The organism is Arthrobacter sp. KBS0703, from assembly GCF_002008315.2.
Classification (GTDB): domain Bacteria; phylum Actinomycetota; class Actinomycetes; order Actinomycetales; family Micrococcaceae; genus Arthrobacter.
The window spans coordinates 3180768-3207233 of the sequence record NZ_MVDG02000001.1; the positions used below are offsets into that span (position 1 = coordinate 3180768).

Here is a 26466-nt window from a genome sequence, read left to right on the forward strand (position 1 = left end):
CCAACCAGCGAGTGAACTACCAGGGGCCGTAGGGGCCCGTGTTGCGGCTGCCGCCGCGGCCGGCGTCCTTCACTGCGGGCCGGACGTCCGCCAGGTAGACGGAGGCCGCCACCACAGCGGCCAGGCCAAACAGGCCGAGGGGCCCGATCAGGCCGCCTCCCCCGCCGCCCAGCACGGACAGCGCGCCGACAGCCATGCTGCCGCCGGTCAATGCCAGCCAGAACGTCTTGGTCCGCTTGCCCACGGCCTCGAATGCGTTGGCCCTGTGGCGGACGCAGTCGAAGAAGGCCCACACCTCCAGGACCAATGCCGCGAGCCCCAGGATGTAGTACACCGCGTTCTCGACCAGAATGATCAGTACTTTTCCGTCCACCCGCCCAGCCTATCCGCCCAAGGCGTCCAAAGCCTGCTGCAAATCGGCCCAAAGGTCCTCGACGTTCTCGATGCCGACGCTCAACCGGACCAGATTCTCCGGGACACTGACCGGCTCGGCAACGTGCCGGCGTCGTCGTTCAATCAGTGATTCCACGCCGCCGAGCGAGGTGGCGGGCAGCCACAGCTGCAGGGCCCGGACCAGCTTGTCCGCGGCGTCGGCGCCGCTAAGGCCTCCTGCCGGGGCAATCTGGATGCAAAGGATGGAGCCGAAGCCCGTCATCTGCGACTTGGCGCGGTCGTGACCCGGGTCCGAGATCAGGCCCGGATACCGGCTGTCTCTTATACACATCTAGATGTGTATAAGAGACACCGCGGCGGAGGCCTGTCTCTTATACACATCTAGATGTGTATAAGAGACAGGGGCCAGCCAGGCTTCGAACGGGCCGGCGATGCCGCCGTGGATGATGCGGTGGTGAAGCAGGGCCGCCCGCAGTTCGGCGTTCGAGGTCACCAGGGCGCCCAGCACGACGTCGGAGTGGCCGGCCAGGTATTTGGTGACCGAGTGAAGGACGACGTCGGAGCCCAGCTTGAGCGGCTGCTGCACCAGCGGCGTGGAAAAGGTGTTGTCCGTGACGACGATCGCGCCGGCGTCGTGGGCCGCCTGGGTGAGCGCCCTGATGTCGGCGATTCCGAGCATGGGGTTCGTGGGGCTCTCCAGCCACAGCATGTGGGCGGGCTTTCCGTCCGCCGGCGCCAGCTGTGCCCGGACGGCGTCCGTGTCCGCGATATCCACGGTGCGGAGCTCGAGCAAGCCCTTGTCGGACAGTTCAGCTGCCATCACCAGCGAACCGGCGTAGCTGTGGGACGGCATCACTAAGACGCCGCCGGCGGGAACGAGTGAAAGCGCGGAACTGACCGCCGCCAGTCCGGATGCGTAGAGAAGGCCAGGCAGCGAGGCGCCTTCGAGCTGGCCCAGGGCCTCCTCGAACGGGTCCCAGGTGGGGTTCGCGTAGCGGCCGTAGCCGCGGTCGCCGTCGTCAAGGGCGCCGGTGCCGAAGTAGGTGGAGGACAGCACGATCGGCGGGTTGACGGGCGCATCGTGCTCACGGGGAGGACGGCCTGCGGCCACAACCACCGTTTCCGCCGAAAGGGACGCCGCGTGCTGTTCGGAAAGACTCATGGTCAAAGCGTACGTTGGCCGCCCGCCCGGTGAAAAAGCGGTTACGGCGGCCATTTCCTGTCAGTGATTGTCGGTAGGCTGGACCAGTGAACACGCACAGTCCCGGACTTTTCATCGCCTTCGAAGGCGGTGACGGCGCCGGCAAGTCAACGCAGGCCGCCCGGCTGGCCGGATCACTCGAATCGCTGGGCCTGACCGTGCTCCGGACCAGGGAACCGGGCGGGACCCCGATCGGCGAGAAGCTGCGGTCCCTCGTGCTGGACCACGGCCACGGCCACATCGACGCCCACACGGAAGCGCTCATCTTCGCCGCCTCCCGGGCGGCCCACGCCAGCCAGGTCATCCGGCCGGCCCTGGAACGCGGTGACGTGGTGCTGACGGACCGCTACATCGACTCCTCCGTGGCCTACCAGGGCGCAGGGCGGGACCTCGGCACGGACGCCGTGCGGTGCATCAACGAGTGGGCCACGTCCGGGCTGCAGCCCGATCTCACGGTGCTGCTGGACGTCCACCCGGCAGACGGCCGCAGCCGCCGCACGGCCGCGGACGCCGCCGAGGACCGCATGGAATCGGAAGCGGACGAGTTCCATGCCCGCATCCGGCAGGCCTTCCTGGATCTCGCCGCCGCCCGGCCGGACAGCTACCTTGTCCTTGAAGCGCGGCTCCCCGTCGATGAGCTTGCCACCACCATCCTGGACCGCGTCGGGAAACTCCTGGCCTCCTCCGGCAGGAGGATGGGATGACAGTCTGGGATGACCTCCAGGGCCAGCCCGCCGTCGTCGCGCAGCTGCGTCAGGCTGCCACGGGAGAGGGACCTACCCACGCATGGCTGTTCACCGGGCCGCCCGGCTCGGGCCGGTCGAATGCCGCCAAGGCCTTCGCCGCAGCGTTGAACTGCGACCAGGACGACGTCTCGCTCCGCGGCTGTGGCGAGTGCGCGGCGTGCCTGACCATCCTCGGCGAGACCCATGCCGACGTCGCGTTCGTGCGCACCGAAAAGGTGACCATCACCATCGAGGAAGCACGGGAACTCGTTTCCACGGCCGGCAACCGGCCATCGTCGGGGCGCTGGCGGATCATCGTGGTGGAAGACGCCGACCGCATGGCCGAGCGCACCACCAACGTGCTGCTGAAGGCAATCGAGGAACCCACGCCGCGCACCATCTGGATGTTGTGCGCCCCCTCCCCGGCGGACGTCCTCGTGACCATCCGCTCGCGGTGCCGGGCGGTGGCGCTGCGGCTCCCGCCCGCCGCGGATGTCGCGGCCCTCCTGGTCAAGCGCGACGGCGTGGATCCGGCGCTGGCCGAACGCGCGGCCCGTCTCTTATACACATCTAAAGCCACGTCGGAATCGCCCGCCGCCTGGCCCGCGACGCCGAGGCCCGTGAACGGCGGCTGGAGACCGTCCGGTTCCCGCTCGGCTTGCGGGGCATTACGGCTGCCGTGATGATGGCTGATAAACTCGTGAAGATCGCCACCGAGGAGGCCAACAGCTCCAATGAGGAGCGTGACGCCGCCGAGAGGGCCGCCCTGCTTGCCACACTGGGCGCCCCCGAGACCGGAACGCTGCCGCCAGCCATGCGCAGCCAGGTCAAACAGCTGGAGGACGATCAGAAGCGGCGTGCGAAACGCTCGGTGACGGACTCCCTGGACCGGACGCTGACGGACCTTTTGTCGTTCTACCGGGACGTCCTGATCATCCAGCTCGGGAACGCCGTGGATTTGGTGAACGTTGAGCTGAGAGGCGAGCTGGAGGAATTTGCAGGCAGGTCGGGCCCCGAGGTGACCCTCGCAAGGATGGACGCCATCAACAAGGCCCGCAAGCGCATCACCACCACGAACGTCGCTCCGCTGCTGACCATAGAGTCAATGGCGGCCAGCCTGATCTAGCCCCATGCCCGCCCCGCCCCGTGACGCCTGACGCCGTTGCCCACAAGGAGAACCGCATGATGTCTGCACCGCCCCTGTCCGCGCGATCCCGATCCCTTGCGACCGGGCTGCGGGCCGTCGGCGCCATGGCGCTGGTCATGCTGCTGGCATCGTGCAGTTTCCTGGGCCAGTCCAAGGGCAGTTCGTCGCAGGGCAACTCCACCGGCCAGGCGGACCCGTCCATCGCGGCTGCGGCCCCGGACGGACTGAAGGACATTTACTCCCAGAAAGTGGTCTGGGAGCCCTGCGAGGACAAGCTCCAGTGCGCCAAGATCAAGGTCCCCCTCGACTACGCCAAGCCGGACGGCAAGACCATCGAAATCGCCGCCCTGAAAATGTCCAGCACGGGGGGCAAGAAGCAGGGCAGCCTGCTCGTCAACCCCGGCGGCCCGGGAGCTTCCGGCTACGACTTCGTCCGGGACGCCGGCGCGAGCCACTTCTCCGACAAGCTGCGATCCAACTACGACCTCGTCGGCTTCGACCCCCGCGGCGTCAAGCGCTCGTCTCCTGTCACGTGCCTGACGGACAAGGAACGCGACGAAGCCCGCGCCAAGATCTACACGCCCGAGACCGACGCCGGACTGGCCATCCTCCGCGCCGACAACAAGGCTGTGGCGGCCAAGTGTGCCGAGGGCACCGGACCGGTGTTGGCGCACATCGACACCGTCAGCTCGGCCAAGGACCTTGACGTCCTGCGCGCCGTGCTCAACGACTCCAAGCTGAACTACATGGGGTTCTCCTACGGAACGTTCCTCGGTTCCACCTACGCTTCGCTGTTCCCGAACAACGTGGGCCGCATGGTCCTCGACGGCGCGCTGGACCCCTCGCTCACCGCCGAGGAACTCACCAGCGGCCAAGCGAAGGCGTTCGACAAGGCGCTCCACGCCTACGTCGCACACTGCCTCGGGGAGAACGGCTGCCCGCTGAGCGGCACTGTCGAGGACGGGATCCAGCAGATCCGCGACCTCATCGAGTCCGTGAAACAGACTCCGCGCACCGCCAAGGACGGCCGGGTTGTGGGTGCCAACACCTTTGTCAGCGGCCTCATTGTTCCGATGTACGGCAATGAAAGCTGGCCGGCCCTGACCCAGGCGCTGGACGCAGCCATGAAGGGCGACGTGAGCCCCATGCTGCGGCTGGCCGATCTTGGCGCGGACCGCGCTCCCAACGGCAAATACACGTCAAACACCGCCTTCGCCTTCGGCGCGATCAACTGCCTGGACTACCCCAGCAGCAGCGATACGGCGGCCATGCGCGCCGAGGAGCAGCAGCTGGTCGGAGTCTCCCCCACCCTGGGTTACTTCTTTGCCTACGGCGGCGCGAACTGCGCGGACTGGCCGTACAAGAGCACCCGCACGCCTGCCGCCGTCGAGTACACCGGCTCCGCGCCGATCGTCGTGGTGGGCACGACAGGTGACCCCGCCACCCCCGTGGAATGGGCCAGCGCCCTGCGGAAGCAGCTGGGCAACGCCTCGCTGCTGACGTGGAAGGGTGAGGGCCACACCGCGTACGGCCGGTCCAACAGCTGCATCGGCGATGCCGTGGACAAGTACTTCGTGGACGGCAAGGAACCGGCGGATAACACCGTCTGCTGACGCGGACTGTTGTCAGAGGCCCGCTGCGCGGCCCTCGAGCAGCGCAGGAAAGTCCTTGACGGAAGGAACGACGGCGGTGGCCCCGGCTCCCCGCAATGTCGCCTCCGTATGCGCCCCGGTGAGGACACCTGCCGCCACCGTGGCTCCCGCACGCAGGCCGGTATGGATGTCCGCGCTCGTGTCCCCCACGACGGCAACCTTGCGGACGTCGTCGATGTCGAGCGCGAGGACAGCTGTCAGCACCATGTCCGGGAAGGGCCGGCCGCGGCCTGCGTCGGCCGGGCACAGGCTCAGGTCGGCAAGCCCCATCCAGCCGAGCGACTCAAGCACCATGTTCTGCGTGTGCCGCCCGAAGCCGGTGGCCAGGCAGACCTTGATCCCGGCATCGCGCAGCCAGCCGATGGATTCCTCGGCACCGGGAACAGGGCGGATTCCGCCAGCGGCTATCAGCTCGTCGCAATTCAGCTCAAACATCCTGTTGGCGCTGACGGCAGTCTTCGGATCACTGAACAATTCGCTGAAGACGGTCATCCGGGAGATTCCGGAATGGTCGCGCGCGTAGCCCTGCATGCGCTCAAATTCAGCGGAGCCTTCCGGGACCCCCTGTTCCACCAGTGTGCGGGACATCGCCCGTTCCATCAGGCCGCCGTCGAACACTGTTGTTCCCACCATGGCCAGCACGGCCAGGCGGACCTCCTGGCCTTCAGGCACGGCAACCAGGCCAGCGGACCGTTCGCTGCCCAAGATCATTCCTGCCCCTCCCCCGTTGAAGACCGCTGCGCTGTTCATGGCCGTTGCGCTGTCTAAAGTCATGGTCAAGCTCCTTTGCCGACGTGGCCCGCATGCTGCACCACTCTGTTTCCGCCAGCATCGCTGCTCTGTCTGGTGGTGGCCTGAACCCGATCCGACCGTCGAATGAACATCCTGCCAACGTCAATCGCGGGCTGGAGAAGCCGTCATTTTGACCCGGACGCAGGGACTCTATTACAGTTGACTCTTGCATGAACCAGCCGGTTTACCGGTTGTTTGGTGCGGTGCTTCCTTAGCTCAGTCGGTAGAGCGTTTCACTCGTAATGAAAAGGTCATCAGTTCGATTCTGATAGGAAGCTCGAGACGAACCCCGTGTTCCCGCTGATCCAGCGGGAATGCGGGGTTTCTTGCTTTGCCGCCGACCTTTTGGGTTTTCGTCCCGAGTGCGGGCCGGCAGGGCGGCCTGAATGCGGGACATTCCTTAGGTAAACCTTGGCGCCGTTCCCTCAATTCTGGGCGGCGCTGAGACCACCACCGGCGCCGAACGCCGCTCTTATTCCAAGATGCGGAGGGGAGACTGTGGGTGTCCGGCAATTAAGGGTGACCGCGAACCCGAGAACACAGGACAGCCGGGGCCGGCGCTCTCCCAGTAGCACCGCCCCCGGCATCGCAAGCCCGCGCCAGGCTGGGTGGCTAGGACGGGCACGTAGTCCCGCCCGGTTCGGTGGAAACCTGATCCGGGCGGGAGTCCGCCGCTAATTTCCAGGCCTTGGCCGGCTCCGGTCATAACGAATCGTTGGGTGGACGCCCCCGCGTCACCCGCCGCATCATGCCGCTGTCCCTGCTATGTTGCCAGGTCACAGTCCGGTGATCGCAGAAGTGCCCTGCGCGGAGATGTCCTCCGCCTGAATGGTCCACGCTGACCAGTCCAGAGGACTGGCGGAGGGGCGTCCGAGAAGATAGCCCTGACCGGTTTCCATCCCGAAGCTCTTGACGAGCGCGAGCTCTTCTTCGGTCTCGATTCCTTCGGCGGCCAGGACCGCGCCGGTCTCCATCGCCAGTTCGACCATGGTGGAGGCATCCGGATGCCCGTGAGGACTTTGCAGTCCTTCAAGGAAACCGCGGTCAAGTTTGACGACGTCCGGGTGAATCCTCCGGATCAGGTCCGAGGCGACACCGTAGTGGCCGGAGCCGTCGACCGCCACGCGCAGGCCGGCGCGGCGCAGCGGTGCCAGGGAACGGTTCAGTGTGGGGATCTCGTCACTGCCGATACGCCCGGCGAGGTCGATGATGATCCTGTCCAGGCCGAGGCCGGAACCCTCCAGCATCCAGGGAACGCGGGTGTCCCGGCAGATCGCTGAACTGAGGTTGAACGTGACGAACAGATGCCCCGGCACGTCACGGGCTGCTTCGAGGGCGCACTGCAGAGCGGCAATTTCCAGGTCCGGGCCAAGCCCCACGGCGGCGGCATCGCGGAACCAGACGTCGGCGCTGGCACCGTCGTCACTGACGAACCGGGTAAGTGCTTCGAACCCGGTCACGGTGCCGGACGGCAGTTCCCTGATGGGCTGAAAGGCCGTGAGCAGCATCCTGTTGCGGAGGACAGTCCGGATCCTGTCCCTGCTTTCCTGGGCAAAGAGCACCGACAGGTACCGCGGCTGTGCCGGCGCCAGCTGGTCCTGCAGGGACTCTGCGAAAGACTCATCGGCGTCAGTCGCCGCCCGGGTGGCAACCAGATGCTCCAGAAGCGCCCGTTCCGGTTCGTCCGGATGGGAAGCCAAGAGGTCGCGGAGCTGCGACCGGGCCCATTCGCCCTGCGGATCAGAATCCGCCAGGACTTCAGCAATAATCTGTGTGACCTGCCCGCGCAGCGTCACGCCGTCTTCGTCTTGCGGAGGAGGCGAGGCCTGTCCGTCCGGACCGGGCCTGAATGACTCTCCGAACTCCGCTAGAAAAGAAAACCTGTCCCCCGACATCGGCTATTCCTTTGTGTGTGCGCGCACCGGCTGAGCCCGGCACGGAACCCGGTCCCTGCATCCCTGTGGGAAACGCGGACCGAGCCTGGTTGAAGACTACAAGCGTCGGGACTAATTGTCTCCAGTTCCGCGCGCACGGGATTATTGTTCCGCTGAGGGCGGTGTCGCCGGAAGGCTGGCGGACACCCGACCAGGACCTGCGTCGATGGGGTCAGCTGGCTGCGCTGACCGCAATGAAGCCGCCCTGGGGGTCGCCGATCACCGCGCTGCGAAATCCCGGAGTGTTGGTCGGCGCCATCAAGACGGTGCCGCCCAGCTCGACGGCGTGCCGGGCGATGGAGTCCGCGTCCCGGACGGCGAAATTGACACTCCAATGGGGCGGGACGGCGACACCGTCCGTCGCCGTCACAACGGCCACGACCCGGCCTGAGCGTCGCCACATTGAGAAGGGAGCATTCGGCACCGACTCGAGCTGCCAATCGAAGATGGAGCCGTAGAACGCCTGCGCCCGTTCGACGTCTGTGGTGTGCAGCGAGCTCATCGCCCAGGAGTTCGGCTCATTGGCCAGCTCGTCGCCGTCGCTCTCACCGGGGCGCCACAGGCAGAACGGGACGCCGGTGGCGTCTGCGACCACCGCAAGGACGCCACCCGAGCCAACACCAAACGGTCCAGCCATGCGCGCCCCTCCCGCTTGCTCGGCACGAGCGAGAGTTTCCGCGACGTCGTCGACGCGCACGTAGGTGTTCCACGTCGGCAGTGATAACGGCGGCGCCTGGCCGATCCCGGCCACCCGCCGCCCGCGGACGCGTGCAGTGAAATAGTCGCCCTCGAGGCCGGCCGGCATCGGGGTCGGATCATCGAAGCTCCAGCCGAAGAGCGGGCCATAGAAGTCCATGGCGGCCCGGGGGTCCGGCTGGAACGTGTCGACCCTGCAGGGAGCGCCGACGGAGTGGGTCTCTCGGGTTGTCATTGAGGTGCCCTTCTGTACTTCGTGCGACGTCTCGTCCGTCGCTGCGGCAAAGCTGTTCGTCACAAACAACCTACTTCACGCGCGGCTGAAGCGTTCCCTGGCTCCGAAACGGAGCCGCGCTGCGCGCTGATTTTCGGCTAGGGCTGGCCTCCCTGGCGGGGTCCTGGGGGCCGATCACGGGGCGCCTCCGCGGGCAACCCTCCGACGGTGGCCCACAGGGCCTTTTCGTAGTCGCCGCCGAAGCTGATTTGGGTCAGGTCTTTGAACTTGACCGTGAAGGTCCCGTCTTCCCATGTGGCCTTGACGTCAATGGTCACCAGCTTCGCGGGACGCCCACGAAGAAGGGTTTGGGCCACTTCTCCTCCATGAAGACTGACAGAACACTGCTGGTTTCGATCGCGGTTTCCAGGATGTCGTGGGGCTCGCTGTGCTGCCGGGAGACAGCCTGGCGGGCGGCCAGCCAGGTCCCTGCCTGAGGAAGTCCTGAGTCCTCCTTGTGCCCCATCGGCACATCCTGACACGCCCCACCCTGTCCGCCAAGGCACGGCACTCGCTTCGTCCCGGCGCCTAGTCTGGAAGACAGGCAGGTGCCATCAGTGGGCCGGCTTATCACCTCGGGCGGCTCCTTGGGCCGAGACAAGTGTTCCTGCGCATCTTGCTGTCCCACCGAGCGATATGGTTTCCCAGTGGGTTTTTCCTTCCCGGACCAACCCGGTGCAAGGGAGCCCGAGGAAGGAAACGGTGACAGGCAAGTGACCACGAAGCAGCCGTCGACGCGTGCAACCGACAGCAGGGACGTCTTCGTCCGGGTCGGGCGCTGGCTGGGGGACGAATCCGGGGACCGTACCAGGCCCGTCATCCTGGCCGTGGTCCTGACCCTGGCCGCCATCGGACTGATCGAGGTTGCGTCCTCATCATCGGTCGAGTCGGTTGCGAACGGGCTGAACCCGTACGACCTGCCGCTGAAGCAGGGTATGTGGACTGTGGCCGGCGTAGCGGCGATGTTCGGGCTGGCGCGCCTTCGGTCCCGGCACATCCGGAAACTTGCCTGGCCGCTGCTCGCGGCCGCGATTGTGGCACTCGGACTGGTGTTCACTCCGTTGGGCATGACCGTGAACGGCAACCGCAACTGGCTGAGCTTCGGCGGTTTCACCGTCCAGCCGTCCGAGTTCGCCAAACTCGCGCTGATCCTCTGGTCTGCGGCCGTCCTCACGCGCAAGCAGCCCCTCCTCAAGCAGTGGAAGCACGCCGTCGTTCCGTTGGTCTTCCCCGGCGGGGCCCTGATCGCCGGGCTTGTCGCGGTCGGCCACGACCTGGGCACCACCATGATTATCATGATGATCCTCGCGGCTGCCATGTTCTACGGCGGTGTGCGGATGAAAGTCTTCGGCGCTGCCGGGGCCATCGGTGCCGTGGTCGTCGTCGTCCTGGCCGCCACCAGCGGTAACCGTGTCGGCCGGATTTCCTCCTGGCTCGGCATGGGCGCCGCGGACGACGCCCAGGGCGTCGGCTACCAGGCGCTGAACGGCCAATACGCGCTGGCCTCCGGCGGCTGGTTCGGGGTCGGCCTGGGCCAGAGCCGGCAGAAGTGGAACTGGATCCCCGAAGCCCATAACGACTTCATCTTCACGATCCTCGGCGAGGAACTCGGGTTGGCCGGCACTCTCTTGGTCCTGGGGCTGTTTACAGTGCTCGCCATAGCCGTTTTCAAGGTCATCGCCCGGACCCAGGACACGTTCGGCCGCATCGTGTCGTCGAGCGTGATTACGTGGATCATCGGCCAGGCCATCGTGAACATCGCCATGGTCAGCGGGTTGCTTCCGGTCATCGGCGTGCCGTTGCCGTTCATCTCCTATGGCGGCTCCGCCATGGTCTCCTCCCTCGCAGGGATCGGCGTGATCCTCGGCGTCACCCGCAAAGAGCCGGTGGCCGTGCGCCGCCCCCGGCCGAAGAAGCCCAGGCTGGTTCCGCTGTAGCCACGGCGGCTACAACGGGCAGCGCGGCGCGACAAGGCGGCTCAGGCGGTGAACGTCACGTCTTTAGCGTCCGTGACCTGGGCGGTGCGGCCCGGAGCCGTGTGGTACTTCCAGTACAGGTTCGTGTGTGCAATGACTTTGTCCGGCGTCGGGGCGCCCCACGCCGTCTGATCCTCGGTCGTGTGGGCATCGCCGACGAGCGTGACGTCGTAGCCGCGAACGAAGGCCCCGTGGATCGTGGACCGGATGCATTCATCCGTCTGGGCGCCAGCGACGACCAGGCGCCCGACTCCGGCATTGGCCAGGACGTCCTCCAGATCGGTGTCTTCGAAGGAGTCCGCAAACGTCTTGTGCACCAACGGTTCCGGATCCTGGCGTGACAGCTCCGGGACATATTCCCAGGCGTCGTTCCCCCGCTCCAACTGCTCGTCGGAGTGCTGGATCCAGACGATCGGGGCGCCTGCCTCCCGCGCCTTGTCGACGAGCATGCCGATGTTGGCGATGACCGAGTCGCGCTCGTGAACATCGGACACGACGCCCCTCTGGACGTCGATGACCATCAAGGCGGTGTTGGGTCGATCTGGCAGCGTGGTCATGACGATCTCCTCTGCTGGTTGGGGCGGGCCCTGTCACTCGATCATGATAAACCGGTCCGACGACGGTGGCTCCGGGTGGGCACCGCAGGTGGGGGTACCGCCCCCGCCATAGGTCCAGGGCCTCCGGCTTTCCCTAGGGTGGTCCCGCAAAACTTGAGTATCTCGACGAAACGGGCACCCCATGCTGCACAATCTGAAGACCTATTCGTTTCCGCTCGGCGCTGGAGAGCAATGCCCCTCGGGCACGTTCCACCTGGACCTGGCGTCGGGCCGCTGTGACTGGTCCGACGGCCTGTTCGCCATCCACGGCTATACCCGCGGGGAAATTGTCCCCACGCCGGAACTGATCATGGCCCACAAGCATCCGGAGGACCGCGGACCCATTCTGGAGCTGCTTGATGAAATCCATTCGAGCGGCGGGCAGGGGGCACTCTTCCACCGCATCATCGACAGCCAGGGGCGCAAGCATCGCGTGCTGACCCTGGCCGAGGCCGTAGAAGGCCAAGGACCGGTTACGGCGATCCGCGGCGTGGTGATGGACTTTACCCAGACAGTGGCAGCGGAAGTCAGCCGTGAGGCGGCGGCGGCGGTGGCCGGCGCTTACGCCAACAAGGCGACCATCGAGCAGGCCAAGGGAATCATCATGGGACGCCTGGACGTCCAGGCCAACGAGGCCTTCAGCATCCTTGCGGCCCGGAGCCAGCACACCAACAAGAAACTCGCCGCTGTCGCTGCTGAGCTTGTCGATGCCGCTGGTCAGGGCAAGCTCCGCCAGACACTGCAATGCTGGGGGGAACTCGTGGGTTCGCGTCCATATGGCCGCTGAACCGGGGCCGGCTGCAGTCAGCGATTGTCCCTCCGCCGGCGCTCCGGCCCGGGGTCTGTCTGGTCCCCTGAAGGTGGCGGGCCGTCCGGGGCAAGGAGCAGCTCACCGAGCCTGGCTGCTTCAGCATGCGAGAGCCATACGGAGAACGGATGGTCGTCGCCCATCCTCTCGATGGTCAAGGTAACTCCATTGCCGCGCCCGCCGACGAGGTAGTCCGCCAAGGCAGGCGCCAGGTCCGGTCCCATGAGAATGCTCCCGTCGCGGCCCGTGCAATCCCAGCGTTCGCCTGCGTCCAGCGCCAGCTTATGCTCCCCGCACACTAGCGCTGTGACCTTCGAGTGGGCCGAAACGAACCGGGCGGCCGAGGGGTTGGGGCATCGCAGTACCTGGCATCCAGCCATCGCTGCTCCTTTCTGGCGTGAAACTGCCTGAGCCGCGTCCGTGCCGGGCGCCTCACGACCGTTCAACTCCAGGATTCGGTGGGCGGTCACGTGCACCCCCGGAAGTCATCACTCTCGTTTGTGCGCCTTGGGAAAATCCCGGAGGAACCATGACACCCCTCGTGATGTGGGCGCCCTAATCAAGGGGGCCAGCGCACACGGCAGCGCGAAGTCCGGAACGAATTCGGAAACTGCGGCCCGGAAAGGCAGCACGGAAGGGCGCGCTTCCCGGTGCGCAACCCGGCCAAAAAGGGCGCGAATCCCCGTGCCAACCTAGAAGGCGGCTGCCTGGTCGCCCTCCTGTTGCCGCCACTCATTCAGGGGGGAGTCTGCGTCATCCGCGTCATACCGGCCGCTGAGATGGGCAAGAAGCGCCATTTCCGGACTGCCCGGGTTGCCTGCCAGGTGCTGCAGCAGGCTGACGCGGGCATCCGGATCCGTGGCGGTGGCCGACAGGACATCGACTATGACGTCGAGGACCTGTCGCCGGAGGATGGAATCGTCCGGACTCTGCGTCATGAGGACCTCCTCCTCGGTCATTTGTCCGGGCGGCCGTGTACCAGCATTGTCGGGCCCGGATCCCGGATCCCCAGCACCCAACGGAAGTCCTAGGTTCCAGCCGTCAGACACAAGGCACCTTGAACCGTGTGAAACCTGTTTCAACCGCCCGTTTGGACGGCGGCGCCGGTCAGACCCGGCTCCTGCGGGTGACTGCACCGAAGACCAGCAGCACGATGACGGCGCCAAGGATGGAAAGCAGCCAAGTCCTGAGGTCAAAGAATTCGCCAAGACCCCCGCCGAAGATCAGGGAGCCGATCCAGCCGCCGAGTATCGCCCCGACAACGCCCAGGACAAGGGTCAGCAGCCACCCGCCGCCCTGCCGTCCCGGAAGAATGGCTTTGGCTATGGCCCCTGCAATCAGGCCGAGCAGGAGAAAACCGAGAAATCCCATGATGCACTTCCTTCCCAACACACACGTACCGCTGGCATGGCGCCAGCCGTATTACGAGTTAATCAGCATGCTTAGTATCTGGCAAGTATTTGGTGTGGATGCAGCGGCTTGCCGCCGGCGAAGCTCCGGGCGATGGGGAGTCTGAGGCCCGAAGCCCCGGCGGGCAGGGACAAACCAGACCCGAAAACAGGCTGGCGAAAACATCAAGGACGCCGTCAAGGAATAGCCCCGGAATTCTCTTGTCAGACCAGTGTGGCGGTGCTATAAAACTCGGTATCAGCCGTCAAAAGCCGGTAAGAGCCATGCAGGACCAAGCGTAAGACCAGGGGGTCGGTGACAGCGGATCAGCGCCGAATGGACCGGGACGGGACGCCGGAACCCGCCGTGGTAACCCTTCGGGTGAAGAGCTTATAGAGAACGCCACAGCGCAGAGTCGCGCTTGTGGAGCACCATGAGTGCGCGGAATGCACGTTCCGCAAGGTGGTCTCCGGTTGTCGAAGCTGACGGAGACCGCGTCACCCAACGCTGCCGAGGGAAAAAGCAGCACCACAAGCCAGTCACCTGGCTGTTGATCGGATTCCAGTGGATCAGGCGACGATCGTCGGCTATGCCCTCGCCTATGTCGGGGTAATTATTGCCGTTTTCCTCATGCTCCTGCCGGCTCTCATCATTTTTGCGTTCCTCCTGCTGGTGGCAGGCGCGGTTTTGGTGGTGATTCTCTTCTTGAACGCGCTGGCCGTCGGGCTGTACAGGAGTCTTGCCAGAACACTGCGGAACGTGGCCGACCGGTTGCATCGGATGCGCCAAGGCGGCAGACTGACCCCCCATTTACCAGGGCGATAACTCAACGGCCGCCTCCTCGCCGATGCGCCGCCAGGGTGTCCGATCCTCCTGCCGCGCGGCAGGCGGTCCTAAGATGGCTGGCATGGTGGAGGTTCTGGAGGAAGTCGCACGGCGACTGTACGCGCTCCCGCTCGACGAGTTCGTTGCCGCACGGACCGCCGCCGCCAAGGATGCAGCCACCTCCGACCGCTCGCTATCCCAAGCGATCCGCGAGCTTCCCAAACCCTCCGTCGCGGCCTGGGCAGTCAACATGCTGGCACACGACCGGCCAGAGGCCATGCAGCAGCTCAGCGACCTCGGCCAGACGATGCAGGACGCGCAGGCTTCGCTCGACGCCGCCGCGCTGCGCGAGCTGGCACGCGAGCGGCGGAAACTGCTCGGCGAGGCTGTGGCGGCCGCCAGGCTTGCTGCTGAGGGGCACGGCCGGAAAATCAGCGGACCTGTGGCCACGGAGGTGGAAGAGACCCTCCGCGCCGCCACGGCGGACCCGGCGGCGGCCGCCGCAGTGCAGTGCGGGATGCTGCTGCGGGTTCTGTCCGCCGACGGCGTGGACCAGGTTGATCTGAGCGGTGCGGTTGCGGTTCCTGCCGCGCTCGGCACACGGCCAGCCCTGTCTCTTATACACATCTAGATGTGTATAAGAGACAAGCTTCGACGGACAGCCCTCCGGCGCCCCCGCGCCCATCCGGGCAGTCTGGCGCCCCGGAGAAGCCCCGGCTGCAGGCCGTGCGCCAGGCGCCCCGCCCGCCTGTCTCTTATACACATCTAGATGTGTATAAGAGACAGGGACAAAGCGCTGACAGCCCTCGCCGAGGCCGAGAGCGCTGCAGCGGGAGCTGCCGGCGAGGCGGAATTGCGCGCGGAGGCGCAGGAGGAAGCTTATGCGGCCTTCGATCGGCTGACCGACGCGGTGGCCGAGGCCCGCCGACGGCTTCAGAAACTGGAGGTCTCGCTGGAAGCGGCGCGGAAGGAGCGGGACGTGGCTGCCGCGGAGGCCAAGCAGTCGGCCAGGGCAGCGGAAAAGAGCCAGCGGTCAGCCATGCTGGCCAAGGAACGGGTGCTTCGGCTGCGCAACACACCGGGCTGAAGCACGAATACTGTCAGACCCCGGTTGCACCATGGATTCATGGAAATGAATCAGGAATTCCACGTAACGTATTTCGATGCCGACTGCGGGCGGGCCAGGACCGAGGTCTTCGATACCGCCGCGGACGCTGAGCGGTTTGCCAGCCGCAGCATTTCGGGCGAGGACGGCTGGGCTGTAGTCGACGCCGTGGAAACGCGGCAGGACCGGCTGGCAGCCTAAAGGCCGGCTCAACGGACGCTGGCCCCGTCCGCTATTGATCAGGGGCTGATCAATAGCGGACGGGGCCAGTCCAGGCTCAGCGGATGGCAGCCTGCCGGGCCGCCAGTTGGCGGCTGCGTCCTGACGCCTTAGGCGAAGTCAGAGACCGCGGGGTCCGGGCCGATCCGCCCGGCGCCTGCCGCGGTGCGCTCCAGGCCGTTGATCGCCGCGATGTCGTCGGTATCCAGCGTGACATTCAGTGCCTCAAAGTTCTCGCGAATCCGGGCCTCCGTGACGGACTTCGGGATGACCACGTTCCCGATCGCCAGATGCCAGGCGATGACCACCTGCGCCGCTGTGGCACCGTGCTTGCCTGCGATGGCGGCGATGGTGGCGTCCTCGAGGAGCTCGCCGCCCTGGCCCAACGGCGACCAGGCCTGGGTCAGGATGCCCTTTGACGCATGGAACTCCCGGAGCTCGGACTGGTTGAAGAACGGGTGCAGCTCCACCTGGTTGATGGCCGGTACCACTCCGGTCTCGTCGATGATGCGCTGCAGACCTTCGATGGTGAAGTTTGAGACCCCGATGGACTTGACCCTGCCGCGCTTCTGCAGCTCGATGAGCGCCTTCCACGTGTCCACGTACTTGTCCTGCTTCGGCTGCAGCCAGTGGATCAGGTACAGGTCAAGGGTTTCCAGGCCGAGGCGCTCCATGGATTCCTCGAACGCCGCGAGGGTCGACTCGTAGCCCTGGTCCGCGTTCCAGAGTTTGGTGGTGATGAAAATTTCCTCGGGCGAGAGCCCGGAGCTCGCAATGGCCCGGCCGACACCGGCCTCGTTGCCGTAGATTTTTGCCGTGTCGATGTGGCGGAAGCCCGCCTGGAAGGCCTGGAAGACCACCTTTTCGGCGATGTCGTCTTCAACCTGCCACACTCCGTAGCCAAGCTGGGGGATGGTCTTGCCGTCATTGAATGTCAGTGTTGGTGAAGAAGTCATCTGTCCATCCTGCCAACAATGGACACACGGGCGTAGCCCATGCAGCGAGGCTAAGCTAGGCGCTTAATCCGGCGAGGCCGGGAATAACGCGGGTTTCCCCGAGTCAGGAGGATGCGGCCAAGAGCCGCTCGGCGTCGGCCACCTGCTCGAAGACCGTTTCGGCACGGCGCCGCACGGACGCGGCACCCACCGGAACGGGACCGACGGCGAGGCGGAGCATCGCTGCCGCCTCCGCAGTGGCGGCCAGCGAATTCCCTGCCTTCGACAAAGCGCGGTGCACGCCGGAGAGCGCATGCGGAATATCAAGCCCGTCGCTTGGCGAACGCCGTTGCGCCTCGACGCAGACCCGGCGCACGCGGCCGGACAGGTCCGCCAGCTGGTTGGCCACCTCGACGAGCTCCGCGTAGAGCTGTTCGTCCTCGACGCCCTCCAACACCTGGTGGTAGCGGTCCAGTCCGCGGTGAAAGCGGTCGTGGGCGCGGCGCCACAGGCCCCTGCCGAGTTCGGCGTCGTCTTTCCGCCCTTGCATGGCGGCCGTGAAAAAGCCCAAAGAAGACCTACAGGTACTGGCCGGGGCCGTGATCGGAATCTTCCTTCCGCCCCGGTTGAGCGGTGCCGGCTCCGGGCTGCGCGGCCTTCGCACGCTGCGGCTCGCCGTTCTCGCCGATCACGACACCCGGGGCAATGACAGTCCCCGGCGGAAGCTGCCGCAGCTGCATCTGGGTCATGGCCTGCTCCCGGGCTGCGTGCTGGGCTGCAATGGCCGTTTGGATGCCGTGGAACAGGCCCTCGAGCCAGCCGACCAGCTGCGCCTGGGCTATCCGGAGTTCGGCGTCGGACGGCGTCGCGTTATCCGGGAAGGGCAGGCTTATCCGTTCCAGCTCTGCTACGAGCTCGGGCGCCAGCCCGTCCTCGAGTTCCTTGATGGAGCGCTCGTGGATCTCCGCCAGCCGGCCCCGCGCGGCGTCGTCGAGGGGCGCCGCCTTCACCTCTTCCAGCAGCTGCCGGATCATGGTGCCGATCCGCATCACTTTGGCGGGCTCGTCCACCAGGTCCTGCAGGTTGGCGCCCTTGGGCTTGGCCGGTTCAGAAGGTGCGTGCCCGTCCCCCTGAACGGCATCGCCGTCGATGGTGGTGCCTTCCACGGGGACGTCGTCGCCTGCCTGGATCCCGCTGTGCGGGGCAGTACCTGCGTCTTCGGCCGGCTGCGGCTGAGTGTCTTTCGGATCGCTCATGCGTTCATACTCTCACGGGCCCGGAATGCGGAGTCCAGTCAATGAAGCTCCTTGACCAGGATTTCGCCTTCATCGGCAACGAAACCGCATTTGCGGTAAAAGCCAGCGGCGTAGGTGTTGGCCGGAACCCATACTTCCGCAACCCCGTTCTCCTTCATCCACGCTTCCATCGCCGCCACCATGCCCCGCCCGATCCCCCGGCGGCGCCAGTCCGCATGGGTCCCCATCTCCATCAGCAGCAGTTCCGCCCACGGGCCGGAACTCCGGCGGCGCTGCACGTAGCAGTGCAGGAACCCCACCACCTGCCCGTCCGCCTCAGCCAGCCAAAAAAGCACCGACGGGTCTGACAGGAAGTCCCGGGCGCCGTCGGGCGTCAAGGCGCCCCACCGCTCCGTGGCGGGATCCTGGTCGAAGACGTTGTCTGTCCGTGCCAGGGCGTTCAAGGACGCGGCGTCCCCGGGTCCGATCCGGCGGACCGTGACTCCGGACGGCAACACGGGCATGGTCAGCAGCACCTGCCCTCAGGGTTGGCGTCCTGGCGGTCGGTCCGGTCCCGCCAGAATTCCCGTTCGGTCATGGGCGGCCCCTGGTGGCCCGAGGCGGCGTGGTGCGCCAGGTATTTCCGGTAGGCATCCGCCCCCATCACGCCGCCGAGGTACCGGGCGAACCCCCGGAACCCTTCGGCTATCCCCTTCACGGCCGTCTCACGCATCAGTGGTGCGCTGGCCTTTCCAGCCGCTGTTCGGCAGGCAGACGGTTCCACTCGGCCATGATTTCGCGTTCCGCCGCCGTGGGAACAAACCCTGCCGGCGCGAAGGTCGCCGACGGCACGGCCGGATCCTCGTGGTCACCCCGGGCAGCCCCGGCAGCCCCGTTGCGGAAGGCCTGCACGGTGGCGACCGTCGCCGTAATGATGACAATGATGCTCAGCACGACGAAGATCACCGACAGCCATCCCTGGATCATGGTGTTCCGGACCACGGCCTCCATGGCGGCCTGGGTCTTGGCGGATCCGAAGGAGGTCTTGCCGTCCGCAAGCGCCTTGGCGAAGGCCGCGTTGTTGGCGAAATAACCCACGGCCGGGACCGGGGAGAAGATCTTGTGGAAGCTGGCCGTGATGGTCACGACAGCAGCGAAGGCCAGCGGAGCCGCCACGACCCAAAGATATTTAAAGGAGCCGCGCTTGGCCGCAATGGCCATGCAGACCGAAAGGGCAATGGCGGCAAGCAGCTGGTTGGCGATTCCGAAGAGCGGGAACAGGGTGTTGATGCCGCCCAGCGGGTCGGTGACGCCCATGATCAAGACCGCGCCCCAGGCGGCCACCATGATGGCGGTGCAGAGCCAGGCACCCGCGCGCCAGGACGCCTCCTTGAACTTGGGCACAAAGTTCCCGATCGAATCCTGCAGCATAAAGCGGGCAACCCGCGTGCCGGCGTCGACTGCCGTCAGGATGAACAGGGCCTCGAACATGATGGCGAAGTGGTACCAGAACGCCATCATGGCCGTGCCGCCGACGAACTGCTGCATGATGTGGGCAAGTCCGACGGCCAGCGTGGGCGCACCGCCGGTGCGGGAGACAATGCTTTCTTCGCCTACGTTGGCCGCCGTCTGGGCCAGGAAGTCCGGCGTGATGTTCACGCCCGAGAGCCCCAGGCCGTTGACCCAGGCTGCCGCGGTTTCCACGGTGCCGCCGGTCAAAGCCGCCGGCGAATTCATGGCGAAGTACAGTCCGCGGTCAATCGAAATGGCGGCGACAAGGGCCATGATGGCCACGAATGACTCCATCAGCATGCCGCCGTAGCCGATGAGGCGCGTCTGGCGTTCCTTTTCGATCAGTTTCGGTGTGGTGCCGGAGGCGATCAGGGCGTGGAACCCGGACAGGGCGCCGCAGGCAATGGTGACGAAGAGGAACGGGAACAGGGCTCCCGAGAACACCGGACCGTTGTCCCGGCCGGCGAACTCGCTGAAGGCCGGAACGGTGATTTCGGGGCGGACCACGATGATGGCCAGCGCCAGCATGACGATGACACCGATCTTCATGAACGTGGAGAGATAGTCGCGCGGAGCGAGGAGCAGCCACACCGGAAGGATGGCGGCGATGAAGCCGTAGACGATCAGGCCCCAGGCGATGGTGACCTTGTCCAGGTGGAAGAACGCGGCGCCCCACTCGGTGCCGGCCACGGCGCCGCCGCCGATGATGGCGGCCATGAGCAGGACGAAGCCGATAAGGGAAACTTCCATGATCTTGCCGGGCCGGATGAAGCGCAGATACACGCCCATGAAGAGGGCGATCGGGATGGTCATGCCCACGGAGAAGACGCCCCACGGGCTTTCGCCGAGCGCGTTGACGACGACGAGCGCCAGGATGGCGACGATGATCACCATGATGAGCAGGGTGGCGATGAGGGCGGCGGTGCCGCCGATTACGCCGAGTTCCTCACGGGCCATCTGGCCCAGGGAGCGGCCGCCCCGGCGCATGGAGAAGAACAGGACCAGGTAGTCCTGGACGGCACCGGCCAGCACGACGCCGAGAATGATCCAGATGGTGCCGGGCAGGTAGCCCATCTGGGCTGCGATGACGGGTCCCACCAGCGGCCCGGCGCCTGCGATGGCGGCGAAGTGGTGGCCGAACAGGACGTTGCGGTCCGTGCGGACATAGTCCTTGCCGTCGGCCTTGTATTCGGCCGGGGTGGCGCGGCGGTCGTTCGGCTTGGTGATGTACCGTTCGATCACTTTCGAGTAGAAGCGGTAGCCGATCAGGTACGTACAGACGGACGCAAACACGAACCAGATCGCATTGACCGTCTCCCCCCGGATGATCGCCAGCATGAACCAGGCCACGCCGCCCAGCAGCGCTATCGCTGCCCAGATCGCGATCTTCGCGGGCGTCCAGTTGCGGTCTTCCGCCTCGAGGACGGCCTCGTCCACGGCGGTAGGCGGCAGCAAGGGATCCGGTGTTAGCTCCAGATCCTCGTCCGCCGTCCGAGCACTGCCATCCGGCATGCTGCTCATGTCTCCTCCTTGAGATCAAAAATGTGATGTGGCTCTCTCTTGCGCACCCTACCAAGGGCGCCAGGAACCGCCGGGCACATTTGCGAGGTGCCGCCGGCCGGCGCGCCGAGCGGTAGGGCAGGCGCGCTGAACGGGCCAACCGTGCAGCTGTCTCTTATACACATCTAGATGTGTATAAGAGACAGGAGGCGCTAAGCGCCCACGCCGCGCCGGGACATGGGCAGGCGGGCTGTCTCTTATACACATCTAGATGTGTATAAGAGACAGCGCCAGGGCCCCTCCGCTCAGCGGCACGGCCACGAGCAGGGCCAGCAGCTGCAGCCATGGGACCACCGGGGCGGCGAGGGTACGGGTTGCCGCCGTGACCAGGACGGCAGGCACCACTCCCGCTATAAGTCCCATCAACGTCCCCAGCCCAGCCGTCATCAGCGACTGTGCTCCCGCCATGGACTTCCGGAGCCGCGGCGGCGCCCCGACTCCGGCGAGGGTCATGTGGTCGCTCCGGGCATCCGCCAGGGCCAGCCCGGCGGTGATCCCAGCGGCGCTCAGCGTGATCAGGGCACTCAGGCCGACGAGCAGCCACAGCACGGACGAACTGTCGCGGTCCGCGCCCGCCTCAACATGGAGGGCGGCGGGCTGGGTCCCATAGATTCCGGCGAGCGCGGCCGAGGCTTTGTCCAGCTCAGCTGCGGACGGGTACCCGAAGAGCTGGATCAGCAGGGCCGCCGGTTCCACATGGATGCCCAGACGGGAGGCGGCGTCGGCTGAGATGACGCCATAGTAGGGCACCGGCACCTCCGGGCTTTCCACCACCGCCGGCAGGCTGTGGTCGCTGACCACCTCGAAGTCAGCCCGATTGTTCGGTCCGGTCACAGGCCGCCGGAGGTCATAGGCCTGCAGTACTGTTTGCCCGTCCTTCACGAAGACCGGGTTGCTCACCACCATCCCGCCGCCCGCAAGCGCTTCCAGGGCATCCCTGCCCGGCTTTCTCCCCAGCAGGGCTTCGAGCTCTGCCGCGCCGCCGACGATGAGCTGAGGGATCTGGCCGCTGATTCCCAGAGGAAGCATCGATCCCTGGCAGCGCGAGTCGCCGGCGTTCAGGACCAGTCCCTGCTGCGTGGCGGGGCATTCATTGCCTGCCGGCACGGCCAGCTTGTACTCGAGGCAGTTGCCGTCATCCGGACGGGAGGAACCCGTGGCCCCGGCCCTCATATTGCAGTTCTGAGCCACCGGTGACGCCAACACCCGCGTCCACTCCACCGTCCCGAGCGCACCCTCAAGCGCGCCGGTGACCGCCGCGGGATCAATGACCCTGACAGGTGCCACCGACCCGTCCGCCAGCAGCGGTCCCGTCTCAGCGAGGGGCAGGGCCGCCTGGTTTTCCCGCGCCGACCAGGGGTGCGTCTGCCGTGCGCTCTCAAACTGGCTGGCGGCCAGGACCATCACGGCGCTGGCCAAGGTGGCGGCGGCAAGGATGGCGGCCACGGCGGGGACGGTGCGGCTGCGGTTGCGTGCCGCGTCCCTGGCGGCCATCCGTGCGGGCAACGGAAGCCACCCGCTGCGGGCTGTCAGCACCGCCACCACGCCGCCCGTGAGGAGCACCAGGGCGGCCGCAGTCAGGACGGCGCCCCCTATCAGCAGCCCGGCCACGAGCGGCGTCCGGGACGCCAGGACATCGGGGGCGTCTCCAACCATGCCCAGGCCCGTGCCCGCCGCCAGCGCAGCCACGGCAATGATCAGCAGGAGGACGCCGATTCTGGCCGGCCAGCGCTGGGCTGCCGACGACGCCCTGCCGGGACTTCAGCGCGCCCAGCACAGCCTGCCTGGCGACCTGGCCGGCAGGCACGGCAGCAGCAAGAAGGCAGGCGAGGAGTCCCATGCCCATGGCCGCGGCGATCAGCGGCGCGTCCGGATGGAACCCGGGAAACCGCACAGAACCCAGGAGCGGGACTTCGGCAGCGCCCACCGAGACCCTGAGCGTCAGCTGCGACTCCGTGAGGACGCTGTATCCGGTCGGGATGGCGTCCTTGGGGTCCCGTGGCACGAAGTCCGGGTCGCGGGCGTAGTTCCGCGACCCCGCCACTGTTTCCACGACGGGGTTCTGGACCATGTCCGCGTTGTAGGCGCCCATGGTCCGGAGCCTCGCCTGCGTGCTCCCCAGCTGGTGCTGGACACGCTCGGCGGGTGTCTCCTGCATGCTCTGCACAAGAGTTGCGGCCCCGGCCATGCCGGCGACGGGCACCATGATCAGCAGGACGATCAGGAGCGAACGGCCCCTGTGCCGGCTGATGTCCCTGCGTGCCATCCGCAGGGCGACGCGGAAGCTGTGCCGGCGCCCGCCGGGCGCCGGTTTGAGGTCGATCGCCACGTCAGAAGCAGGTCCGTGCCAGCAGTATCGCGGGATCGTGCATGGCCGCCGCCTCGTCCACGATCCGGCCGTCGCGGATGAACACCACCCGGTCCGCCCAAGCCGCGTGCCGGGCCTCGTGAGTGACGAGCATGACGGCAGCCCCGGCGTCTGCCCGTTCCCGCAGCACCTCCATCACGCCGTGGCCGCTGGTCGAATCCAGGGCCCCGGTGGGTTCGTCGGCGAGGATCAGCCTCCGGTCCCCCACGATGGCCCGCGCGATGGCCACGCGCTGCTGCTGCCCGCCGGACATCTCGTCCATGAACCGGTCGGCCAGTTCGGGGATGCCCACCTGCCGCAGGGCGTCCACGGCCTGGCGGTGGGCTTTCTTGGCCTGCACGCCGTCCAGTTCCAGCGGCAGGGCCACGTTTTCCGCCGCCGACAACGTGGGGATCAGGTTGAAGTCCTGGAAGACGTAACCCACTGCGCGCCGGCGCAGCCGCGCGAGTTCGTTGAGTCCGAGCCCCGCCAGCGGCGTGGATTCCACAAAGACACCGCCCGACGTCGGGCGGTCCAGTCCGCCGGCCAGCGACAGCAGGGATGACTTGCCGGACCCGGACGGACCCATCACAGCAACGAACTCGCCCGCGCTGACGGTGAGGTCAACGTCGCGCAGGGCTGCGACCGCCGTCGCACCCCGGCCGAAGGTCCTGCTCACCCTGGCGAGTTCCAGGACCTGCCGCGGCGCGTGGACGCTCAACGCCGCGTCTCCGCGTTGAGCGGGGCTGCCTCTTCCACAGTGACCCCGTTGGACGTTTTGCGTACGGCAGTGTGCGTGCCGGCCGTCTGCGAAAGCTGGACCATGCGGGCTTCGCACAGGTCCAGCCAGCGGACTTCCGCTTCGGTCTGGAAAATCAGCGAATCCAGCACCAGCAGCCAGGCGGTGTCGCCCGGGCGCTGGCTGGCAGCTGTATCCCGCCGGGACTTCGTGTAGTCCTGCAGCGCCCGCATGGAAGCCACGCGCTGCGCCTGAATGATGGCGGCCACATCCACGCCGGGCAGCGTGACGGCGAGCGCCAGTTTGATGGCGAGCTCGTTCCGCGGCGGATTGGTCCGCTCCGCCGGCGTGGCGAACCAGCCCTGGACCTCGGCCTTGCCGGCGGCCGTAATGCTGTAGACCACGTGGCCTTCGCCGTCGCCGCCGTCGTTGCTGACGAGGCCGTCGCGCTCGAGGCGGTCCAGTGTGGTGTAGACCTGCCCGATGTTCAGCGGCCAGGTGGACCCGGTGCGGTCCTCGAATTCGGCCCTGAGCTGGTAGCCGTAGCGCGGCTGGTCCTGCAGCAGGGCGAGGAGGCTGTGGCGGATGGACATGTTGCTCCTTGGCTAGGAAGGCCGCGGTATGCACCGACCCCCAAGACCGGTGCATACCGCGTATGGTTCGAGCCTAGCGGCATTGTCCGGACATGGCAATACCGGGTATGTATGGTGAAGGACCCGCCCGCCAGAACCGGCGGCAATCGCCTGCTACATGACCAGCAGGATCTTGCCCACGTGTTCACCGGAGTCGAAGTACTCATGGGCTGCCCGGACCTGGCCCACTGGAAACGTCTTTGCCACGAGCGGGTGGATCCGTCCTGCCGCGATCAGGGGCCAGACGGCATCGCGGACGGCGGTCATGATCACGCCCTTCTCTTCCACCGGCCTGGGCCTGAGTGCTGTGGCAACGACGGCCGCACGCTTGCGGAGGAGCTGCCCCAGGTCCAGTTCGCCCTTGGCGCCACCCTGCAGTCCGATGACGATGAGGCGGCCGTAGTCCGCAAGGGCATCGACGTTCTGTTGCAGGTACTTGGCGCCAACGACATCCAGGATCACGTCGGCGCCCTTGCCGCCGTTCTGGGCCCGGAGGCTGTCGGCGAAATTCTCCTCGGCGTAGTTGATGGCGATGTCCGCCCCGAGGAAGGCCTTGGCCGTGCTGACCTTCTCCTCGGTACCGGCCGTGGCGGCGACAGTTGCACCGATGGCCTTCGCGAACTGGATGGCCATGGTGCCGATTCCGCCGGTGGCGCCGTGGATCAGGACGGTCTCGCCGGGCTGAAGCTGTGCGGTCATGATGAGGTTCGAGTACACGGTGGCCGCAACCTCCGGGAGGGCCGCCGCGGTCACCAGGTCAACGCCGTCGGGAATCCTCACTACCTGCTCCGAGCGGACCGCTACCTGCTGCGCGTAGCCGCCGCCCGCGAGCAAGGCCACCACCTTGTCTCCGATGGAAAACGGCTTCGTGACGCCCGGACCGAATCCGGCGATGCGGCCGGAGACTTCCAGGCCCGGAATTTCCGAGGCGCCGGGAGGCGGCGGGTAGTAGCCCTTCCGCTGCTGCACGTCGGCACGGTTCAGGCCCGCGGCCACGACGTCGATCAGGACCTCGCCCTCGCCCGGCACCGGGGCGGGCACGTCCCGGACTTCCAGCTTTTCGGGCCCGCCCGGCTCCGAGATGTAGACGGCTTTCATGGAGAACTCCCGATTTCCTAGCTGATTACTGCCCAAAAATAGTGTGCACCGGCAGCAACCGCCACACTCCGGTTTTTGTTGCAGCCAACTGCCTATGAAACACTACTAGTTAGGGAAGGTTGTCCGAGCGGCCGAAGGAGCTGGTCTTGAAAACCAGTGTGCGGTAACCCCGTACCAAGAGTTCGAATCTCTTACCTTCCGCGCAGTGCAGTCAGAGCACAAAGTAGGGCCGGTTGGGCCAATCGAAAGGTTGGTCCGGCCGGCCCTTCTGCGTAAGCAAGTAGAGCTGCTGGCGATGACTCCAAAAGCAGGTAGACCGAGTACCTGCTCCGCAGAAATCGAGTACGCACCACGCATGCGCGGACGGCCGCCGAGGGCGTTCACTGGAATCAGCATTGCTCCTGCCGCCACAAGCGGAAAGGGCATCCGCGTCGCAGGGATTGGGGGAGGTTCGCCGTCATGACCAAGTCTGACAAGCAGAGCCTTAGGTACTCGGACTACTACTGGTGCATGTCCCTGAAGGACTTCATTGAGTGGGTCGAAGCGGACGACGACCAGGAACCCGCAACGTCGTATTCGGACCAGCGCTGACGTCCTGGCCATTGAAACCGTCAGACCCCGGGCATAGTGTCGAACCTGTCTCCATATCCCTTTGACCTGCGGACTGCTCCGCGGC

At 66.4% G+C, this 26466-nt stretch carries 32 protein-coding genes, 2 tRNA genes and 2 pseudogenes; 13 read left to right on the forward strand and 23 right to left on the reverse strand.

Annotated elements, in window-relative coordinates; translation table 11 throughout:
- Positions 1-16: 16 nt before the first annotated feature.
- Positions 17-373: a DUF2516 family protein gene (locus tag B1A87_RS14715; RefSeq protein ID WP_078029964.1), complete on the reverse strand. Its 357-nt coding sequence runs from the start codon at positions 371-373 to the stop codon at positions 17-19.
- A 9-nt stretch (positions 374-382) separates the two neighbouring features.
- Positions 383-1555: pseudogene (locus tag B1A87_RS14720) on the reverse strand (trans-sulfuration enzyme family protein).
- An 86-nt stretch (positions 1556-1641) separates the two neighbouring features.
- Here B1A87_RS14720 and tmk point away from each other — a divergent pair.
- The 3 genes and pseudogenes from tmk (at position 1642) to B1A87_RS14735 (ending at position 5079) form a co-directional block, all read left to right on the forward strand.
- Positions 1642-2298 (forward strand): dTMP kinase, encoded by a 657-nt coding sequence (gene tmk, locus B1A87_RS14725; protein WP_078029963.1) that lies wholly within the window; start codon positions 1642-1644, stop codon positions 2296-2298.
- Positions 2295-3445, forward strand: a pseudogene (locus B1A87_RS14730) (DNA polymerase III subunit delta'). Before tmk ends, B1A87_RS14730 begins: the two are co-directional and overlap by 4 nt.
- A 59-nt stretch (positions 3446-3504) precedes the next feature.
- Positions 3505-5079, forward strand: coding sequence for an alpha/beta hydrolase (locus tag B1A87_RS14735; protein WP_139362947.1), 1575 nt, complete (start codon positions 3505-3507; stop codon positions 5077-5079).
- A 12-nt stretch (positions 5080-5091) separates the two neighbouring features.
- Here the strand turns inward: B1A87_RS14735 and B1A87_RS14740 are convergent, their stop codons facing one another.
- On the reverse strand, positions 5092-5829 hold the full coding sequence (locus B1A87_RS14740) for an HAD family hydrolase (protein ID WP_078030002.1): 738 nt from the start codon (positions 5827-5829) through the stop codon (positions 5092-5094).
- 286 nt (positions 5830-6115) lie between these two features.
- Between B1A87_RS14740 and B1A87_RS14745 the strand changes: the two genes are divergently transcribed.
- A tRNA-Thr gene (locus tag B1A87_RS14745) sits at positions 6116-6188 on the forward strand.
- A gap of 498 nt (positions 6189-6686) precedes the next feature.
- On the opposite strand, the gene B1A87_RS14750 is transcribed toward B1A87_RS14745, so the two are convergent.
- The 4 genes from B1A87_RS14750 to B1A87_RS14765 all read right to left on the reverse strand — a co-directional run bounded on the left by B1A87_RS14750 (position 6687) and on the right by B1A87_RS14765 (position 9280).
- Positions 6687-7706, reverse strand: coding sequence for an EAL domain-containing protein (locus B1A87_RS14750; RefSeq protein ID WP_260680858.1), 1020 nt, complete (start codon positions 7704-7706; stop codon positions 6687-6689).
- Positions 7707-8016: 310 nt separating this feature from the next.
- Positions 8017-8775, reverse strand: coding sequence for a VOC family protein (locus B1A87_RS14755; protein WP_078029959.1), 759 nt, complete (start codon positions 8773-8775; stop codon positions 8017-8019).
- A 137-nt stretch (positions 8776-8912) separates the two neighbouring features.
- Positions 8913-9131 carry a hypothetical protein gene (locus B1A87_RS14760; RefSeq protein ID WP_139362944.1) on the reverse strand — a complete coding sequence of 73 codons (219 nt, stop codon included), beginning with the start codon at positions 9129-9131 and terminating at the stop codon, positions 8913-8915.
- Complete coding sequence (locus tag B1A87_RS14765; RefSeq protein WP_078029957.1) at positions 9089-9280, reverse strand: hypothetical protein; 192 nt, start codon at positions 9278-9280, stop codon at positions 9089-9091. The genes B1A87_RS14760 and B1A87_RS14765 overlap by 43 nt, the downstream gene beginning before the upstream one ends.
- 247 nt (positions 9281-9527) lie before the next feature.
- Between B1A87_RS14765 and ftsW the strand changes: the two genes are divergently transcribed.
- Positions 9528-10751, forward strand: coding sequence for a putative lipid II flippase FtsW (gene ftsW / locus B1A87_RS14770; RefSeq protein ID WP_078029956.1), 1224 nt, complete (start codon positions 9528-9530; stop codon positions 10749-10751).
- Positions 10752-10792: 41 nt separating this feature from the next.
- On the opposite strand, the gene B1A87_RS14775 is transcribed toward ftsW, so the two are convergent.
- Positions 10793-11347, reverse strand: coding sequence for a cysteine hydrolase family protein (locus B1A87_RS14775; protein ID WP_078029955.1), 555 nt, complete (start codon positions 11345-11347; stop codon positions 10793-10795).
- Between the two features lie 181 nt (positions 11348-11528).
- Between B1A87_RS14775 and B1A87_RS14780 the strand changes: the two genes are divergently transcribed.
- On the forward strand, positions 11529-12173 hold the full coding sequence (locus B1A87_RS14780; protein ID WP_078029954.1) for a PAS and ANTAR domain-containing protein: 645 nt from the start codon (positions 11529-11531) through the stop codon (positions 12171-12173).
- A gap of 17 nt (positions 12174-12190) precedes the next feature.
- On the opposite strand, the gene B1A87_RS14785 is transcribed toward B1A87_RS14780, so the two are convergent.
- From B1A87_RS14785 to B1A87_RS14795, 3 genes are all read right to left on the reverse strand, one after another.
- Complete coding sequence (locus B1A87_RS14785; RefSeq protein ID WP_078029953.1) at positions 12191-12574, reverse strand: hypothetical protein; 384 nt, start codon at positions 12572-12574, stop codon at positions 12191-12193.
- 312 nt (positions 12575-12886) lie between these two features.
- Positions 12887-13132, reverse strand: coding sequence for a hypothetical protein (locus tag B1A87_RS14790; protein ID WP_139362943.1), 246 nt, complete (start codon positions 13130-13132; stop codon positions 12887-12889).
- A gap of 169 nt (positions 13133-13301) precedes the next feature.
- Positions 13302-13565, reverse strand: a complete 264-nt coding sequence (locus tag B1A87_RS14795; protein ID WP_078029951.1) for a GlsB/YeaQ/YmgE family stress response membrane protein — start codon at positions 13563-13565, stop codon at positions 13302-13304.
- A 582-nt stretch (positions 13566-14147) separates the two neighbouring features.
- Here B1A87_RS14795 and B1A87_RS14800 point away from each other — a divergent pair.
- Together B1A87_RS14800 and B1A87_RS24025 are read left to right on the forward strand one after the other, a co-directional pair.
- Positions 14148-14408 (forward strand): hypothetical protein, encoded by a 261-nt coding sequence (locus B1A87_RS14800; protein WP_078029950.1) that lies wholly within the window; start codon positions 14148-14150, stop codon positions 14406-14408.
- Between the two features lie 82 nt (positions 14409-14490).
- A complete protein-coding gene (locus B1A87_RS24025; RefSeq protein ID WP_260680859.1) occupies positions 14491-15039 on the forward strand; it encodes a hypothetical protein in 549 nt (182 codons plus the stop codon).
- On the opposite strand, the gene B1A87_RS24030 is transcribed toward B1A87_RS24025, so the two are convergent.
- Positions 15036-15173, reverse strand: coding sequence for a hypothetical protein (locus tag B1A87_RS24030; protein WP_260680860.1), 138 nt, complete (start codon positions 15171-15173; stop codon positions 15036-15038). The two genes, B1A87_RS24025 and B1A87_RS24030, sit on opposite strands and share 4 nt — an antisense overlap.
- Positions 15174-15177: 4 nt before the next feature.
- Here B1A87_RS24030 and B1A87_RS24035 point away from each other — a divergent pair, with 4 nt between their 5' ends.
- Positions 15178-15495, forward strand: a complete 318-nt coding sequence (locus tag B1A87_RS24035) for a hypothetical protein (protein WP_260680861.1) — start codon at positions 15178-15180, stop codon at positions 15493-15495.
- A gap of 39 nt (positions 15496-15534) precedes the next feature.
- On the forward strand, positions 15535-15714 hold the full coding sequence (locus B1A87_RS14810) for a hypothetical protein (protein ID WP_078029946.1): 180 nt from the start codon (positions 15535-15537) through the stop codon (positions 15712-15714).
- Between the two features lie 128 nt (positions 15715-15842).
- On the opposite strand, the gene B1A87_RS14815 is transcribed toward B1A87_RS14810, so the two are convergent.
- The 6 genes from B1A87_RS14815 to B1A87_RS14840 form a co-directional block, all read right to left on the reverse strand.
- The gene (locus B1A87_RS14815; RefSeq protein ID WP_078029945.1) at positions 15843-16688 is read right to left on the reverse strand and encodes an aldo/keto reductase; all 846 of its coding nucleotides are present in this window, start codon (positions 16686-16688) and stop codon (positions 15843-15845) included.
- A 103-nt stretch (positions 16689-16791) separates the two neighbouring features.
- A complete protein-coding gene (locus tag B1A87_RS14820; RefSeq protein ID WP_078029944.1) occupies positions 16792-17238 on the reverse strand; it encodes a hypothetical protein in 447 nt (148 codons plus the stop codon).
- A gap of 7 nt (positions 17239-17245) precedes the next feature.
- Positions 17246-17923, reverse strand: coding sequence for a bacterial proteasome activator family protein (locus tag B1A87_RS14825; RefSeq protein ID WP_078029943.1), 678 nt, complete (start codon positions 17921-17923; stop codon positions 17246-17248).
- 38 nt (positions 17924-17961) lie between these two features.
- Complete coding sequence (locus B1A87_RS14830; RefSeq protein ID WP_144275828.1) at positions 17962-18426, reverse strand: GNAT family N-acetyltransferase; 465 nt, start codon at positions 18424-18426, stop codon at positions 17962-17964.
- 2 nt (positions 18427-18428) lie between these two features.
- Positions 18429-18635: a YbdD/YjiX family protein gene (locus B1A87_RS14835; protein WP_078029941.1), complete on the reverse strand. Its 207-nt coding sequence runs from the start codon at positions 18633-18635 to the stop codon at positions 18429-18431.
- A complete protein-coding gene (locus B1A87_RS14840; protein ID WP_078029940.1) occupies positions 18635-20935 on the reverse strand; it encodes a carbon starvation CstA family protein in 2301 nt (766 codons plus the stop codon). Before B1A87_RS14840 ends, B1A87_RS14835 begins: the two co-directional genes overlap by 1 nt.
- Positions 20936-20974: 39 nt before the next feature.
- Here B1A87_RS14840 and B1A87_RS24040 point away from each other — a divergent pair, with 39 nt between their 5' ends.
- Positions 20975-21103, forward strand: a complete 129-nt coding sequence (locus tag B1A87_RS24040; protein ID WP_260680862.1) for a hypothetical protein — start codon at positions 20975-20977, stop codon at positions 21101-21103.
- Here B1A87_RS24040 and B1A87_RS23095 read toward each other — a convergent pair.
- From B1A87_RS23095 to B1A87_RS14865, 5 genes are all read right to left on the reverse strand, one after another.
- Positions 21090-21260, reverse strand: coding sequence for a hypothetical protein (locus tag B1A87_RS23095; protein ID WP_185982341.1), 171 nt, complete (start codon positions 21258-21260; stop codon positions 21090-21092). The two genes, B1A87_RS24040 and B1A87_RS23095, sit on opposite strands and share 14 nt — an antisense overlap.
- A complete protein-coding gene (locus B1A87_RS14850) occupies positions 21182-22663 on the reverse strand; it encodes a hypothetical protein (protein WP_260680863.1) in 1482 nt (493 codons plus the stop codon). The genes B1A87_RS23095 and B1A87_RS14850 overlap by 79 nt, the downstream gene beginning before the upstream one ends.
- Positions 22664-23304: 641 nt before the next feature.
- Positions 23305-24042 (reverse strand): ABC transporter ATP-binding protein, encoded by a 738-nt coding sequence (locus B1A87_RS14855; protein WP_078029939.1) that lies wholly within the window; start codon positions 24040-24042, stop codon positions 23305-23307.
- On the reverse strand, positions 24039-24653 hold the full coding sequence (locus B1A87_RS14860; protein ID WP_078029938.1) for a PadR family transcriptional regulator: 615 nt from the start codon (positions 24651-24653) through the stop codon (positions 24039-24041). The genes B1A87_RS14855 and B1A87_RS14860 overlap by 4 nt, the downstream gene beginning before the upstream one ends.
- Positions 24654-24806: 153 nt before the next feature.
- Positions 24807-25790: an NAD(P)H-quinone oxidoreductase gene (locus tag B1A87_RS14865; RefSeq protein WP_078029937.1), complete on the reverse strand. Its 984-nt coding sequence runs from the start codon at positions 25788-25790 to the stop codon at positions 24807-24809.
- A 113-nt stretch (positions 25791-25903) separates the two neighbouring features.
- Between B1A87_RS14865 and B1A87_RS14870 the strand changes: the two genes are divergently transcribed.
- Together B1A87_RS14870 and B1A87_RS24045 are read left to right on the forward strand one after the other, a co-directional pair.
- Positions 25904-25991, forward strand: a tRNA-Ser gene (locus tag B1A87_RS14870).
- A gap of 258 nt (positions 25992-26249) precedes the next feature.
- Positions 26250-26381 (forward strand): hypothetical protein, encoded by a 132-nt coding sequence (locus B1A87_RS24045; RefSeq protein WP_260680864.1) that lies wholly within the window; start codon positions 26250-26252, stop codon positions 26379-26381.
- Positions 26382-26466 lie beyond the last annotated feature (85 nt).